Origin of the sequence: Yersinia canariae, from assembly GCF_009831415.1 — a bacterium.
In the GTDB taxonomy this organism is placed as follows: Bacteria; Pseudomonadota; Gammaproteobacteria; order Enterobacterales; family Enterobacteriaceae; genus Yersinia; species Yersinia canariae.
The window spans coordinates 692511-707597 of sequence record NZ_CP043727.1; the positions used below are offsets into that span (position 1 = coordinate 692511).

The window sequence follows — 15087 nt, forward strand, 5'->3', positions numbered from 1 at the left end:
ATAGAGTCAGTTGAGTTGTCAGTTAAGTAAATAAGCCAGCCTACGGGATAGGGCAAGTGTTGTTAATGATGGGTTGGCAGCACCTGGCCGTGGAAATGTGCTAGGGCCAACAGCAAATAGATTACTTATATGATTAAACTCATGATTATCATTTAATACCGCTCCGAGGGGCAGAGTACTACTTTCATGGTTTTCAGTCCCCAGTGGGCTAATCCAGGTTGTAGGTACATTGTAATTGACAACTCTGGAAGGGGACCGAAACTGATGATGAACATCTCCCATCGTGCGTGCATGAATAATGAATCCTGCTTCAAAAGCTAATGGCTCAAATGGCATTTTTTTACTGTCACAGACTTCACGCCAGAATATATTTAACTCGTCTTGTTCCTTTTGTATTAATATATTATCTGCATTTACTAAATTACATAAAATAGATAATGGCATGATTTCATCATCTGTTGTTATGCTAATATTTCCTAGAGTCGAAGGGATTTGTTCACCCATCGTCCATACTTCTAGTTCAATGCCAAATTCTGACCTACTGATTGTGAAGAATAAATTAAATCTTTCCCCAGAGATGCTGGGGCTGAAAAATATAGTGTCGGGATGGCTGTCAATTAACTTACCCATTTTAGCCGGGGCTTTGTCATGCTCAAATGTGACATTAAATCCTTGCACAATATGATCAACAAGACCGGTGATTTTTTTCTCTATCAAATTACCTGTATCATAGAGTGATTGGGCCGCTAAACGTGAATTCTCAATTGTACCTAAGGCAAGCACGCATTTATCGGCTAATACGTCATGTATTTTATCGGATGCAATTTCTCTTAATTTTGCACCGATACATTTCCCATTCCTAATAATAATCGCGATAGCTTCATATCCAGAAATAATAAGGGGGCTGTTTCTGAATTTATCATCTTCTTTCCAATAAGATAGGGGCGAATAAGCTTCCCAACGGCCAGATTCTCCTTGTATTTTGATGACTTGCGGGGTGACCTTAAATTCAAAATGAGTAAATTTGAAAGAATAGTCAGCATCATAATTTTTTTCAGCCCATGCTAATATTTCAGACTGTACTTGGCTATAAAGGGATGGGCCTCCTAACCAGCTCTCTGTCAGGTCACTGACAATCTTTGGAGGCCAGTGTTTGAGAATTTCGGAATCTATTGGCAAGATAACACCATGCCAATAGAGTGAGCGGCCACCTACTCTTCGCCGTAGGCAGGTTCCTTTTGAGAAATGAGGTTCACTTAAAGATTGCCATGAACGATAAGCATATTTATCTGAGTCTTCATTTTTCCAAAATTCATTGGCTTGTAGATATTCTTCTCCTGCATTTATGTGATTACAATCATCCGCTGGCCCCGCCTCTATAACAACTATGTTTTCCACTTCTCTGTTATTTAAATGTTTAGCTAATTCTAATCCTGACATTCCTCCACCTAATATCAGAATATTGATTTTTTCAGGAATCTCCGCCGCCTTTTTTGGGAGCGTCTCTATGATATTCATGATGTATCCTCTAAAAGAAAAGTTTATTTAAAAACTAATGGATTTAAGTTAGAGTCGGACAATTCACCTCGCAATTTATGTATAAATTCATGCCATGGATTTTCTGGGAATTTTGATTGAACCAGACGTTTATTACTGGCTAGCTTAATTTTAATATCTACTTCACCAGCAGCATGCTTACGCATCCATTCAAATAACTGCGGCGCAGCATTCGCAGGGGCATCGGAGTTCACTTTTATATGATGATATTCGGCGCCATAAAACTCAGTGAACGCAGTATATTCAGTAACGGCGCATGGGACCCCTGCAATAGCCGCGAGCGCAGGCCCTAAACCAACACTTTCAACATTGTCGACATTTGGGGTGAATAAAACAGCCCCAGATAAAGCATGACATATGATGAGTAAATCAATCTCATCCAGATACCAACGGTTATCATTACTCTTATAAGTTTGAAGCGGAACCTCATCTAAAAATATGATGTCATCATTAAGATTCAAAGCGTTAACTTGCATTTTTAGGCAAAGTGCATATTCAGGATCCTCATTCATATTTCCAAATATAAATAATTTAGGAGTACATAAGTCTTTCTTTTTATAAATATCAAGCAGGGAACTAAAAACATCAATTGATATTTCGATACCTTTGACTCTAAATACCCTGACAGGAACAATGATAACGGGAGAACCAGCGGGTATATTATGCTGATTTAAAAATTCACTGTGAACTGCATTAAATCCAGATTTATCTATAGAAGGTAATATATTTGGAATGACATCTACAGCTAATTCTGTTGGATAGCATCGGCATTCATTTGCCAGCGCTTCTGATGCGACTATCCATTTGGTATGGGTATTATTTTGTGGTATCGGAGTCAAGGGATTAGGTGTTTTTGGGTATAGTCTTTCCGCATGTTCATAGATACTATAGCTACCAAAAAGATCATGTTCCCAGAAAATTACACCGCCGTATTTTTTTTCCACCCAATACTCTTTTGCCGCATTATGGATAGCCAGATTTACTGGGACAGCATCGGAAAGTGTCATGTTTAAGCAGAATAACCAGTCAATCTCATTATCTTTAAGCCAATTAATAAAGTAATTTTTATAATATTCAGAAATTAAATTTATCTTTCTTTTAATATCTATAATTTCTGAATTTATTAAAGATTCATATTTAGCGATTTCATTCCTTAAATGGGTGAAGTCATTGCTGAAGTCTTCTTTGCATATTGAATAATCATGAATAGAACTCACCTTCATCCATGTTGGATAGTATGATCCCGGGCTGCCATGAGGGAAGAAATTGATTTTGTCTGGCCGCCATGAAAATCCAAGATCGGTAGGTATTTCATTAATTATAATATTATTTTTTATGGCTATTTCAGCCACGTTTCTAAATATAGTTAATAAACCGCTGGTTGGGAGGCCATCTCCTGATATGATCGCCCACTTCATTTTCTTCATTATTTATCTCCTGATATTAACTGCTCGGTCTAATTGATTTTATGGCTAAAATATTAATTAATAAAAAGATTAATATGCAACTAATCAACATGGCTATAAAAGCGGTTCTCAGTGAGGTTAAATCTGCCAATATACCTATTAATGGCGGGGAAATCAGTAAGCCAACTCTTGACATCCAAGTGGCAAAAGTAATCCCGCTAGTCGCATTTATATTGGGTAGTTGTCCAATAAATGAGATTGTTAATGGAAATACCACAGATATTCCTAAACCAATGAGAGAAAATCCGAATATTGTAAAATAAGATGAATTAACACATATTATTAATACTATTCCAAACATCGACAATAATATTCCATATTTTAATGTTAGCATCTCACCCCAGTTATTTGTGAAATGATCGCCAAATATACGACCAATTACCATACATATTTGACACGCGAGGTAAGGTACGCCGGAAATAATTGAGGAGGCATTATAAATATCCTTCATGTATATTGCTCCCCAGATGCTAGCGGCCTCTTCTATACTACATGTGAATACAAGTATTATTAAGGCTATAATATATAGCTTAGTTTCTGATGATATTATTTTCTGTTCTTTGTGCGGTTTTTTATGTAAATAAATATAACTCACTGTGCGTGTTGTTTGGAATAGTAGAATATACATAATAAACATTGTTAAATTTATCATGAATAATATAAGGTTGAATTGACCCATTGAAAACCCAAAACCAATTGCCATTACGGCAACAAACCCTCCCCATATTGTACCGATACTGCCTACACCATGTAGCCTATTAATTAAACTTTTCCCATATGATCTCTGTATATTGATGGCCTGCACATTGATACATGTATCCCCCCAGGAATCAAAAACACCAAACAGAAAAAGTAATAATGTTATTTCATACCACGATGATGAAAATGCAACTGTTGATATTGCAATAATTAATAATAAAAATGTTATATTTGTGGCCCAATATAACCCCATAAAATTGATAAGCTTCTTAGATAATAAACCAAAAATTATCGATCCAGCTGGTATGGCCGACACCATGATTCCAACCATATAATTACTGAGATTAAATCTTTCTTTTAAATCTGGAATCCATGGGACCAAGCTTGCATAGGTAACGCCATGAATAAAAAAGAGTATCGATAATATGATACTTTGTTTTTCTTGCTTTTTTTTTATAATCATTACATTAGTTTCATTGAGGTTATATTCACGATATATAATTGAAATCAAATCCTAATATATTCCTATATCCCATCTTTATTGAGGGTTCCTTTAATTTTATAGGTGTTACTTGATGCCAAATTGTCGAGTTTTTATCTATATGGAATAATCCCTCGCCACACTCCAGTGTATGGGATTTGATGAGTCTATCTTTTTCAGTACAATAGAGTTTACTTATACCGCCCTCAATATTATATTTATCAATGACTAATGCAGAAACAATATAATTACTCCCATCCTGATGTAACCCTTCAGGTGAGTTAGAAACAGGATGTGTTGTGTTATCTATAATCAAAGATACTTGATGGCAAGTGACTTCAATCTTTTTTAGATCTCTCTTCGGTTCGCATTCGCACAACATTTCAATGAACTTTTTAATCAATATCTTCAATGTCGGAGAATGGATTGCGGCTCGATCCATTGGCGGAAACCGGCGTATTAATTGTCTTAAATCTAATTTATGATCAGCATGTTGAGTAAAGTGGGTTAACGGGGGAAGGTCAATATGATTAACTTCCCATTGATTATCAATATATTCAACACAAAACTGGCTAATACCTCTTTTTCTAAAGGACTTAAAGGCGTAAAAGATTTTTTTATCTGGTATGGATAATGTAGATATCAGGGTTTGAATATTGTCAGGAACTGGACTCTCATCAAGATAGCGTTGAGCCTCCTGCATAATCATTTTTCTATGCGCAAAGCATTTATTGATAAGAAATCTTAATTGGGATAATTTTATATCATTAGTGTCCCAAGCTAATGTACTAAACGATAGTTCATCTTTAATTGATTTTATATTTATACCAAATTCATTTGTATTAAATTGAATGATTTTATATTTTATTCCCATAAAATAAATATCCTATCTCACTAGATTGTTATTGATAAACTATATTAATTTTGATAAATAACACAATATATATATCTTAATTTTATTGTTTTATAATGGTGTGTCTGATTTTTTATTTCGTTGTTTTTATATCTCAAAGTTCTCTCTTCGGCAAGCTTTTATAAATATGTGGCAATATATATGTTGATCAAAGTATATATTCTTAATGTCTTTTACTTGTTTCTATGTGGGGATGTATTTAATCAGTAACATTCATATATAACAGACTTATTTTACTCATATCCGTTATTGAAATTATTTTCAATTTCCCTGAGTGACTTTAAATAAATTCCTGTTATTATGATTTTTTTCATAACTCTGAAAATGTTATTTGAGAGAATGGGATTATTTTTAATTTTGTGTATTGCGTTTTTCTTGCTACTAAAATTATCTTTTACATTATCAGTAATAACGCAACGTGAGTTTAATCTGGCGAATATCAGTCACTAAGGATCACGCAATGACAATTATTTTTCCTGACTGGGCTGTTTATTGATATCAAACCGGCAGCGATTCGCCCCCCTTAAATTGGTGTATATCCAGCCGGTGGAGTTTCACTTTTCGCCATAATGTGGTGCGGCCTATGCCCAATAAGGCCGCCATTTCATTTAATTGGCCTTGGCAAACCAGCGCGGCACGAATAATGGCCTGTCTTTCTAATTCTTGCAGTGATAAGACTGGCTGGGGTTGGGGCATATCCGGTTCCAGTAGCAATTTTTCGCCAAGCAGATGCTCAGGTAGGTCATTGAGATTTATTCTATTGTTGCGGCAGGCCATCGCGGCTCTCTCCACCACACTTTTCAGTTCCTGATCATTACCCGGCCAAGGGTATTGGCATAGCTGGCGAATGACACTTTCGTCCGGCTGATATTGGCAGTGAAAATGTTGCCCGAGGCTTGCCAGTGTGTGCTGAACCAGCAGCGGGATATCTTGCTGGCGTTGGCGTAAGGGGGGAATATGAAGCTCAAAAGATTGCAGGGTATAGAACAGTTGACGTCGAAAATGGCCTTGTTTCACCAGCAAGGGGAGGTCCGCGCCAGTGGCCGTAATTATCCGGACATCCACCGGGATAACCCGATTGGAATTTACCCGCATAACCATGCCGGTTTTGACAATTTGTAGCAGTGCGGATTGCATTTCTGGCGACAAATATTCGACTTGTTCCAGATATAAGGTGCCGCCGTTGGCTAATTCAAATTTGCTGGGCTGCCCTGATTCGCCTTCACTGGCATCACTGCCAAGAAATTCCCGCGCCATCAGATTTTGCGGTAATGCCTGACAATTCAAGACGATATAAGGGCCGGGCGCGCGATTACTGGCATTGTGAATGGCCTGCCCTAATTGTTGCTTACCAACCCCTTCTTCGCCATGCAGTAAAATGGGATGGCGACCTTTGGCGGCTTGCTTGCCGTAACGGATTAAGCGCCGCATTTCCAGTGACGCGACGGGCATATCATCAAAAGTATAACTGGCTCGCCCTAATTGGTTGTGAACCATTTGCCTCAGTAATTCTTGCGGATGCAGAAGTGCAATAAAGCCGCAACGGTCACCGTCAGGAATGGGTTTGAGGGTCAGCAAGGCAGGAATAAATTGTTGCTGATTCTCAAAGGTCACTTCCACATGACTGAGAGGGTTTCGGTGCAAAATAGCATGGGTCAGCAAGGCGGGGAGGGTGAGCAATTCCGTGACTGGCTTGCCAAGACTGTTGGTTTCATTGAGTTGTAAGATGGCCGCGGCTCGGCGGTTAAGGTACAACAAACAACCCCGTTGATCCCAAGCCATTACGCCGTCTTCAACCCCATCAAGCAGGGCATTGAGTTCATTCAGATGGCGGTTAGTTTCTGCCAATAGAGTGTCGGCGTGGAGGTAATTACCAATTTCTCGGGCGATGGCCAATGTCAGTGGCAGGTCACTGGCGGCGTTATCAACCAGTAAACTGCCCAAAACAATGACGGCCCGTTGGCGGCCACTGTTGTCATACACGGGAGTGGCGCAGAAGTGCCACGGATGCAGTGCCTGTTTGAAATGTTGCTGCCCACTGACCTGTATCGGGTGCCCTTCGGCGATGGCCAGTGCCGGGGCATTGGTGCCAATCAATCCTTCGGCCCAATAACTGCCGCAATCAATCCCCAACTCGCGCAGCTGGCTCATGGTCTGCGGATGGCCGCATTGCCACAAGGTGCAGCCACTTTCATCAAGAATTAACAGGACGCAATGGCGTGATTCCATATATTCATAAGCATCTTCCAGTGCGGCCTGACCTAACACCAGTAAGTCATTTTTTCGCTGACAAATTGACTGGAAAGTAGCTCCCGCCGCGCGGTGTGGCACCCGCCATTGCTGGGCTTGCATCAGTTTTTGGCAGCGCTGCCACGAACCCACTAGTGCTGATGTTGCCAGCGGCTCAGAATTGTTCATTCAGCGCCTTGGAGCCAGGATGTCGCCAATGGATTTGGCCCGGCAGAATGAGCTTATTTTGTGCCAAAGGTGTTTCGGCAATAAGCGCGGTTATCATCTCGAAGCTATGGCGAGCCAACCCTTGGCAATCCTGGGCGATGGTATCTATTTTTAATGGCAAACAATCAAACAGATAGTGGTCATCAAAGCTGCAAAGATGAATATCACTGTCCATTAACTGATGCTGATTAAGATAGCGCAGCACCCCTTCCAACAGGCCACAGGCGGCGGTAAATACGGCTTTGGGAGGGCGGCCCAATTGGGCACAAAGCTGGGCAATCATTTCATAACCGGAGCTGGGCAAATAATGGCCGTTGAGGATCCACTCCGGGCGACATTCGATACCCGCTTGTTTCAGCCCTTGCTGGAAGCCGGCTAAACGGTCTCTCGTCGGCGAAATTCGGGGCTGGCCGCCGAGAAAGTAAAACTCTTGCGGGTGTTGGCGCGCAACGTTTTCGACCAAAGTTGTGGTAGAAGAGATGGAATCGGTGATAACCAACGGCAATTCTGACTCACCAATCAATCGGTCCATTTGCACGACCGGCAAGCGAGCATTAATTTTTTGATATTCGCCGTCATTGAGTTGGCTGGAGGCCACAATCAGGCCATCGACCTGGCGCTGTACCAAGCTGTTTACGGCCATCATTTCTTGGCCGGGGTTTTCGTCGGTGCAGGCGATAAGCAGCTGTAATCCTGCTTCGCGACATAGCATTTCCAGCTCACGCGAAATGAGTGCAAAGCCGTGGTTAGTCATCTCTGGCACCACCAACCCTATGGTGTGGCTGCGGGTTGAGCGCAGAGAGCGGGCGTGGAAACTCGGCTGATAGTTATGTTCGCTGGCCAGAGCAATAATACGATCCCGCGTTTCGTCCGAAACACGATATTCCTTGCTACGTCCATTGAGCACCAGACTGGTGGTCGACTTCGACACACCAGCCAGCTTGGCAATATCGTTGATGGTAATACGTTTATTGTTTTTCACAGATTAATGTTTTTCACCGGGTGAATCTGTCGCCTTGAAAGATAATTCATTCTAACATGGGCGAAGACAACAGCCAGTGTTGGACACACAGTTCGGCACTTCCGCCAAAAATTGCTTGTGGCGGTTCTGTCGGGAAATAACTTGAGGTCATAACTGCCTCACCCTGATTGATAAAAATTTCTATGCTGCAACGGTCGCAAAGTAGCTGTAACTGTTGCAATTGACCACGCCAGTAACGGAATTCTTGCAATCCGGTGCGCAGATTATTGCGGCTCAGGATCAAGCGCGCACCATCCCATTCCAACACCAGCGCATTGCCCAATGAGAGGGTAAATGGCGCGCTGACGTCGATTATCATTTCAGCATTGCTGATAGGCAGAAGTGGCGCATTTTGAGCACGGCCTTGCCACTGGTGGTATTCACGACGTAGCGCAGTTAATTCGCGAGCCGGTTGCTGAATCAGTTTGTCACCGTTGAGGCTCAACTCGCGTGGGCAGGTCATGGTGTGGATCCAGCCATAGGCTACTGTCGGTTGGTACAACTCATCTTCGTCTGGAATACCCATCCAGCCAAATAATAAGCGGCGACCATCAGCGGCCAGTGTGGTTTGTGGCGCGTAGAATTCAAAACCGGCATCCAGTTCATGGAAATCCTGATGATTAAAGGTGCTGTTGGCATAATCCAATTGGCCCAGCAGATAACCCGCCTGAAAGGTATTACGATAACGCTCTGCTTCGGCGGGTATACCTTGTGGGCAGAAAATCAAAACGTCCTTATTTGCCAAGGTGAACAGGTCGGGGCATTCCCACATATAACCAAAAGGCCCAAGCCCACCCAGACCGGAACCGGCAATTTCGCCTAAGTTATGCCATTCATGCAAATCATCCGAGCACAGCAGCAGAACCTTGCCTTGCAGTTGCTTATCTTGAGCCCCCAACACCATGTACCACAGGCCGTCGTGCTGCCAGACTTTCGGGTCGCGCACATGGCCGGTATAGCCCGCAGGCAATGGGAGCACCGGCCCTAATTTGTCAAATTCTCCGCGCTCATTTTCCTGCGCCAAACATTGAAATGCGGTGCGGGAGCCATCGGGATATTTCACATTACCGGTATAAATCAGGGTGATAAGATCATCAGCAATCACTGCCGAACCGGAGTAACAGCCATGACTTTCATAGGCTTCGCTCGGCACCAATGCCACCGGCTGATGTTCCCAATGAACCAAATCAGTGCTGCGCCAGTGGCCCCAATATTTACTGCCATGGCGGCAATCCAGCGGGTTCCATTGATAAAACAGATGATAATAGCCAGCATGATAAATAAATCCGTTGGGATCATTCAGCAACCCGACGCAAGGCGCCAGGTGCCAGCCCGGCCGGTGCGGGTCTTGCAATGCGCGGCACTGACCGCGCATCACTGCCAGCGTAAGATGTTTAAGCAAACTGGCTTCTTGCATTATTCGCTGTCCGTTTTGTATTTAAGTAGCAAGGAAATAATAAACGCCGCACCAAAGGAAATTACCAGCCCAATCAGATAGTTAATTATAGAATTCCCTTGCACGATGGCAATGCCGGGGATGCCGGTCAAGCCCACTGCTGTCATATTGACATGATTAGCTACTACCCATGCACCTCCTAATGCCCCGCCCGCCAGTGCGGCGAGGAAGGGTTTGATAAAGCGCAGGTTTATCCCGAAAATCGCAGCTTCAGTGATCCCCAGCATGGCGGAAAATGCTGAGGGGATCACGATGGCCTTAATCTTGGTATCACGAGTTTTAAAGTAGACCGCCAGACACGCCCCGCCTTGTGCGACGTTCGCCATCGACCAGATGGGCAGCAGGAAATTGACACCAATATTCGGGTTGCCCAATAAACCAGCTTCGATTGCATGGAAACTATGGTGGATACCGGTTATCACGATAACGGAATAAAGCCCACCAAACAGTAACCCGGCCAGCCAACCCGCATGGGTAATCAAGGTGCTGAGCACCAGTGAAATCCCGTCACCCAGCACACGTCCCGCAGGGCCGATAAACAGCAGCGCAACAAAGCCGGTAATAATGACTGTCAAAAATGGCGTGAGAATTAAATCCAGCGCATCCGGAATGATTTTGCGCAGGCGTTTTTCCAACATGCTCATAAACCACACCGCCAGCAGGACGGGGAATACCGTGCCCTGATAGCCAATCATTGCCACCTCCATACCGAAGAAATTCATGGTATGGAAACCGCCCGCCACTCCCCAGGCATTGGTCAGTGCCGGGTGGGTCAAAATGCCGCCTAGAGTGGCGCCCAGATAGGGATTACCGCCAAACTCTTTGGCGGCGGTAAATCCAATCAAAATAGGCAAAATAATGAAGGCGGCGGAGCTGAACATATCCAGCATGATAAACAGCGCGCTGTTGGCATCGGCCCAGCCATAGGTTTTGACCATGCCGAGCAAGCCCATTAACAAACCGGAGGCGACAATCGCCGGGATGATAGGGACAAAAATATTAGAAAGCAGCCGGGCAATGCGCTGGAATGGGTTCAGTTTACGGGCTGCGGCATCGGCAGCTTCTGATTTACTGGATTCATTGATGCCTGCCACTTTAATAAATTCTGCATAAACTTTATTCACCAGTCCGGTGCCGAAAATAATTTGTAATTGCCCGGCATTGCTAAAGCAGCCTTTGACGCCTTCGACTTTTTCCACTGCTGATTTTTGCACCAGTGAGTCATCAGCCAGCACCAAACGTAAACGGGTCGCACAGTGCGCTGCACTGACAATATTGTCTTTACCGCCGAGTAATGGGAGCAGAGCCTTTGCGGTCTCATTAATATTCATTATATCCCTCGCACATCAAATAGGTTTCCCGCCGTGGCAGCCAATCCCCTGCTCACAGCGGGGAATTGTCAGAACCAGGTTTCCATCTGGATACCAAAGTTCCATTGGCCGCCAGCTGCAAAATCATTTTTACCGAAGGCATCATCTTTGGCGTAGTTATCCAGGTCTTGGCTCCAATCCATGTAGGTCGCGAAGACACGAATTTCTGGTCGGCTAAAGAAGTTACTGATATCGCCCGCTTTAAAGGTTGGTGCAAAGGTCAGTTTATAGAAACCGCCGCTGACTTTGTGATAATCCTTATACCCTTGCGGGTCGAGATTCATGTATTGGTAACTGCCTTCATAAGCCAGAGCAAAGTTTTCCGTGATTTCCTGAATCAGACGGGCATTGAACGTCACCCACTTATAACTATCGCCCTCGACATATCGGTCTTTACTTTGCTGTGCCAATATTGCGGGAGCCAGGCTCCAGGTCTTACTCAGCGCCGTTGTGCCGTATGAGGCCAGACGCCAAGTGTCTGCGCCGCCGGTTAAGTTGCCATCAGAGCCAATAGACTTCACTTCAGCACCCAGGCCGTGACCATATAACAAAGCCGTTTTTGAGGTCCCTTCGCGCAGCCCATAGAAGCTGTCTCCGTGGTAGGCGACCATGCTGTGAATACCTTTATCAGCGGCATTGGTATTGACGGTTTCACCACTGTTTTTGCGCGCTTCATTATCTTTGGCACGTAAACCACTCAACATCCACTGGAACTGGCCACTGTTGTTATTGGTAGAGAAATAGTTATTGGTGGTGAAAATATAGCTTTGAATATCACTGTTAACATTCTCGATTTCGCCGTAATTGCGGCCATATAGCGAGAAGTTGCTCTTCAGATTATCAGCCCATTTGATGTCATAAATACCGCCACCCGTACCGGCCAGGAATACCACATCGGAATCCAACCAGTGAATATCAAAGTTATCGCGATCAAAGCGCTTACCGGCCCACAGAGTACTGTCTTTGAAAATACCCGTGAAGGTGGGCAAGGTGCCCAATTCGACAAACGCCTGTCGCACATTCAGGTCACTGCTGTCGGCCGTCCAGTCGTTATAACTGCGTTGGCCATCAGCCAACATCACCTTGTAGCGGGTTGTCGCGCCGTTATCCAACTTCTGTTTTTTCTCAAGATTCACTTCAACATAGGTATCCGGCTCATTGCCTAAACGGCCAATCGCCCCACCGGTACTGCCTGCCGGGGAAACATAAGGGCCGCCTTGAGTGCCGGTACCGGAAGAGTTCATTAACAAACCAGAGCGAGCATAGCCGTGAAACTCAAAGCCATTGTCGCTTTGCGTTTTACTCTCTAATTTCTCAGTACGTTTTGCCACTTGAACGGTTTTCTCTTCTGCTTGAAGAGTGCGAGTTTCCAGTTTTTGTGCTTGTTTTTCTGCAACTTCGGCGCGTTTTTCTGCATTTTTTGCCCGTTGCTCTGCTTGTTGTAATCGCTGTTCCAAAGCATTGAGACGGGCTTCTATGTCCATATTTGATGAGGCTGCTGAGGCGGGGGTCGCTGCACAAGAAAGAATAAGTCCTATTGATACAGCAAGATAGCTTGGTTTTATCATCATTTTTATATCACTCGGTATGTGATTGATTGTATTTATGCTAAACAGCTAAACCGGTTTTTCATGGTTAACATACGGGCGATCAGTCAGGATTAGCAAAACATTTTGCTAACCCGGTTCAGCTATTGTGATCTGCACTACAAATCGAGTGATATGACGAGAGAAGCAAAGCAGTGAAAGGGATTCTATGTTCTGAACGAATATACTCAGAAGTGTGGCGTGAGCTGGGTGTTTAGCAAAGGCTGATGAGTTACTGAGAAAGTTGGATGCCAACTCAGGGCATCCGCTATCGAGTATTAATGTTCGCGTTGTAGAAAATGTAACAATTCCAGTGCATTAGGTAAGGCTGTCATTGCCCCTTTAGCCGTGGTGGCTAGAGCGCCGCATGCTTGTGCTTGCTTGATAACCGCACTTAAATCCCGGCTCTGATACCAGTCGGGTTGTTGCGATAATCCCGCGAGCAGCCCGGCAACAAATGCATCTCCAGCCCCGGTCGTGTCTACTGGGGTAATTTTCCAACTGGCATATTTTTTCACCTCTCGGCGGTTATGCACCCAAACACCTTCAGCCCCCAATGTGACCAGCAGTAATTTACAGCAATAATCCGCCATAAAGTGCTCCATGGCCGTGGCGATATCTTGATTAGGGCAGATAAAATCCAACTCTTCGCGCGATAGTTTTACAACATCAGCTAACTGCAAAGCTTGCTGCAAGCAGGGGAGTAGCTCTTGTGGTTCACGCCAGATATCGGCCCGAATATTGGGATCAAAACTGACCCAACCCCCATCTGCCTTGATGCGGCGCATGGCTTCAAATGCCGTGCTACGGCTGGGTTCCTGGCTCAATGCGATGGAGCACAGATGCAGCCATTGCTTAGGTTTAAATTCAGGTAAGTCATCAGGTTGTAGGAACAAATCGGCACTTGGCACCACCATAAATGTGAATGTGCGCTCGCCTTGTTGATCCAAATCCACGACCACGGTTGAGGTTCGGTGATTCGAATCCAGTGTCATTGCGCGGATATCAACATTTTCCTGCTGTAAAACTTGCTGCATAAAGCGGCCAAAGCTGTCTTGCCCAACTCGACCAATAAATGCACTTTTGCCGCCCAATCTGGCAATGCCCACTGCAACATTGGCCGGAGCTCCACCCGGACATTTAAGGTAACTATTTGAATTTTCAGGGACGAGATCAATTACAGCATCGCCTAAAACCCAAACGGTATTTTCCATGATAAACCCCTATCTTCTTCAATCCTATTTGCTGCTAAAAGTAGAAGAATCGGTTTAGCAAAGCAACAAAATAATTTGTTATCCCATAAAACCGTGAATAACATCTTTAAAAAAGAATTTATTGCCACGCCGAAGACAATCATTTAATTATTTGAAAAGATAGGGATTGTCATTAGCATTCAACTATCTTAATGGATGGTATCCCGCTGGCAGTCGCGCCTTATGGTCAGCTTGATGGGCGTCGACGTGATATGTCATTCAAATGTATTCATCAGAAGTTAGCTGCAACACATCAGTAATCATATCCGCTGGACGCACCAGGGGCGGCGGCTCATGAAAGCGTGGAGTTGGCATTTAGTTATGATTTGAGTGAATTCAATTCAGTGCTGAATGGGATAAGTGTTTCCTTTGGGTCTGGAATTTGGATAGCTACGCCAATTCCCAGGTATTATGGTGTGGAACACTCGCGCAGAATATAATTTTGGCCCAGCTTGGCCGAGCCTGACATTAGGGGCAGGGGTGAAAACTTGTTTGATCAGCGCTATCTTATTCGTTCCAATGATACCAATTCTGGTAAGTATGTCGGTCATCCGCATACTTTCTTTGTCTAAGGATAAATTGCCTTCTAATTTATCTATTTAGGATAATCCCGGCGAGTGAGTTATTTGTCGTGCTTATGTATTCCTCTCTCGCTCAGTCTTGAGAACTTTCCACAGAATGGCCCATATCATAATATAAATGATAATCATTATTCCTATTCTGTTATTAGAATAATATTTCTATTGGCCGAGAAAGTAACTTTCATCGGAAGATAGATGAGCACTGAGACGAAAGTAATAGCCCTATATCATTCAAAGGCTAATTGCT

General features: G+C 43.8%; 10 protein-coding genes and 1 pseudogene. 1 reads left to right on the plus strand and 10 read right to left on the minus strand.

Annotated features, from left to right (window positions below):
- Positions 1 to 18: 18 nt before the first annotated feature.
- From F0T03_RS03295 to F0T03_RS03340, 10 genes are all read right to left on the minus strand, one after another.
- On the minus strand, positions 19 to 1518 hold the full coding sequence (locus F0T03_RS03295) for a GMC oxidoreductase (protein ID WP_159677227.1): 1500 nt from the start codon (positions 1516 to 1518) through the stop codon (positions 19 to 21).
- Positions 1519 to 1541: 23 nt separating this feature from the next.
- Complete coding sequence (locus F0T03_RS03300) at positions 1542 to 2984, minus strand: glycosyltransferase family protein (protein WP_159677228.1); 1443 nt, start codon at positions 2982 to 2984, stop codon at positions 1542 to 1544.
- Between the two features lie 16 nt (positions 2985 to 3000).
- Positions 3001 to 4185: an MFS transporter gene (locus tag F0T03_RS03305; RefSeq protein ID WP_145562098.1), complete on the minus strand. Its 1185-nt coding sequence runs from the start codon at positions 4183 to 4185 to the stop codon at positions 3001 to 3003.
- Positions 4186 to 4210: 25 nt separating this feature from the next.
- Positions 4211 to 5077 (minus strand): 2OG-Fe dioxygenase family protein, encoded by an 867-nt coding sequence (locus tag F0T03_RS03310; RefSeq protein ID WP_159677229.1) that lies wholly within the window; start codon positions 5075 to 5077, stop codon positions 4211 to 4213.
- Between the two features lie 537 nt (positions 5078 to 5614).
- A complete protein-coding gene (gene dhaR, locus F0T03_RS03315; RefSeq protein WP_145556214.1) occupies positions 5615 to 7534 on the minus strand; it encodes a dihydroxyacetone kinase operon transcriptional regulator DhaR in 1920 nt (639 codons plus the stop codon).
- The gene (locus F0T03_RS03320; RefSeq protein WP_145556213.1) at positions 7521 to 8555 is read right to left on the minus strand and encodes a LacI family DNA-binding transcriptional regulator; all 1035 of its coding nucleotides are present in this window, start codon (positions 8553 to 8555) and stop codon (positions 7521 to 7523) included. The genes dhaR and F0T03_RS03320 overlap by 14 nt, the downstream gene beginning before the upstream one ends.
- A 46-nt stretch (positions 8556 to 8601) precedes the next feature.
- On the minus strand, positions 8602 to 10011 hold the full coding sequence (locus F0T03_RS03325; protein WP_159677230.1) for a sucrose-6-phosphate hydrolase: 1410 nt from the start codon (positions 10009 to 10011) through the stop codon (positions 8602 to 8604).
- Positions 10011 to 11381, minus strand: coding sequence for a sucrose-specific PTS transporter subunit IIBC (locus F0T03_RS03330; protein ID WP_145556211.1), 1371 nt, complete (start codon positions 11379 to 11381; stop codon positions 10011 to 10013). Before F0T03_RS03330 ends, F0T03_RS03325 begins: the two co-directional genes overlap by 1 nt.
- Before the next feature lie 68 nt (positions 11382 to 11449).
- A complete protein-coding gene (locus F0T03_RS03335) occupies positions 11450 to 12991 on the minus strand; it encodes a carbohydrate porin (protein ID WP_159677231.1) in 1542 nt (513 codons plus the stop codon).
- A 293-nt stretch (positions 12992 to 13284) separates the two neighbouring features.
- Positions 13285 to 14220, minus strand: coding sequence for an aminoimidazole riboside kinase (locus tag F0T03_RS03340; RefSeq protein WP_145556209.1), 936 nt, complete (start codon positions 14218 to 14220; stop codon positions 13285 to 13287).
- Positions 14221 to 14502: 282 nt separating this feature from the next.
- On the opposite strand from F0T03_RS03340, the pseudogene F0T03_RS21825 reads away from it, so the two are divergent.
- Positions 14503 to 14831 (plus strand): annotated as a pseudogene (locus F0T03_RS21825) (TonB-dependent siderophore receptor); the annotation flags it as partial.
- Positions 14832 to 15087 lie beyond the last annotated feature (256 nt).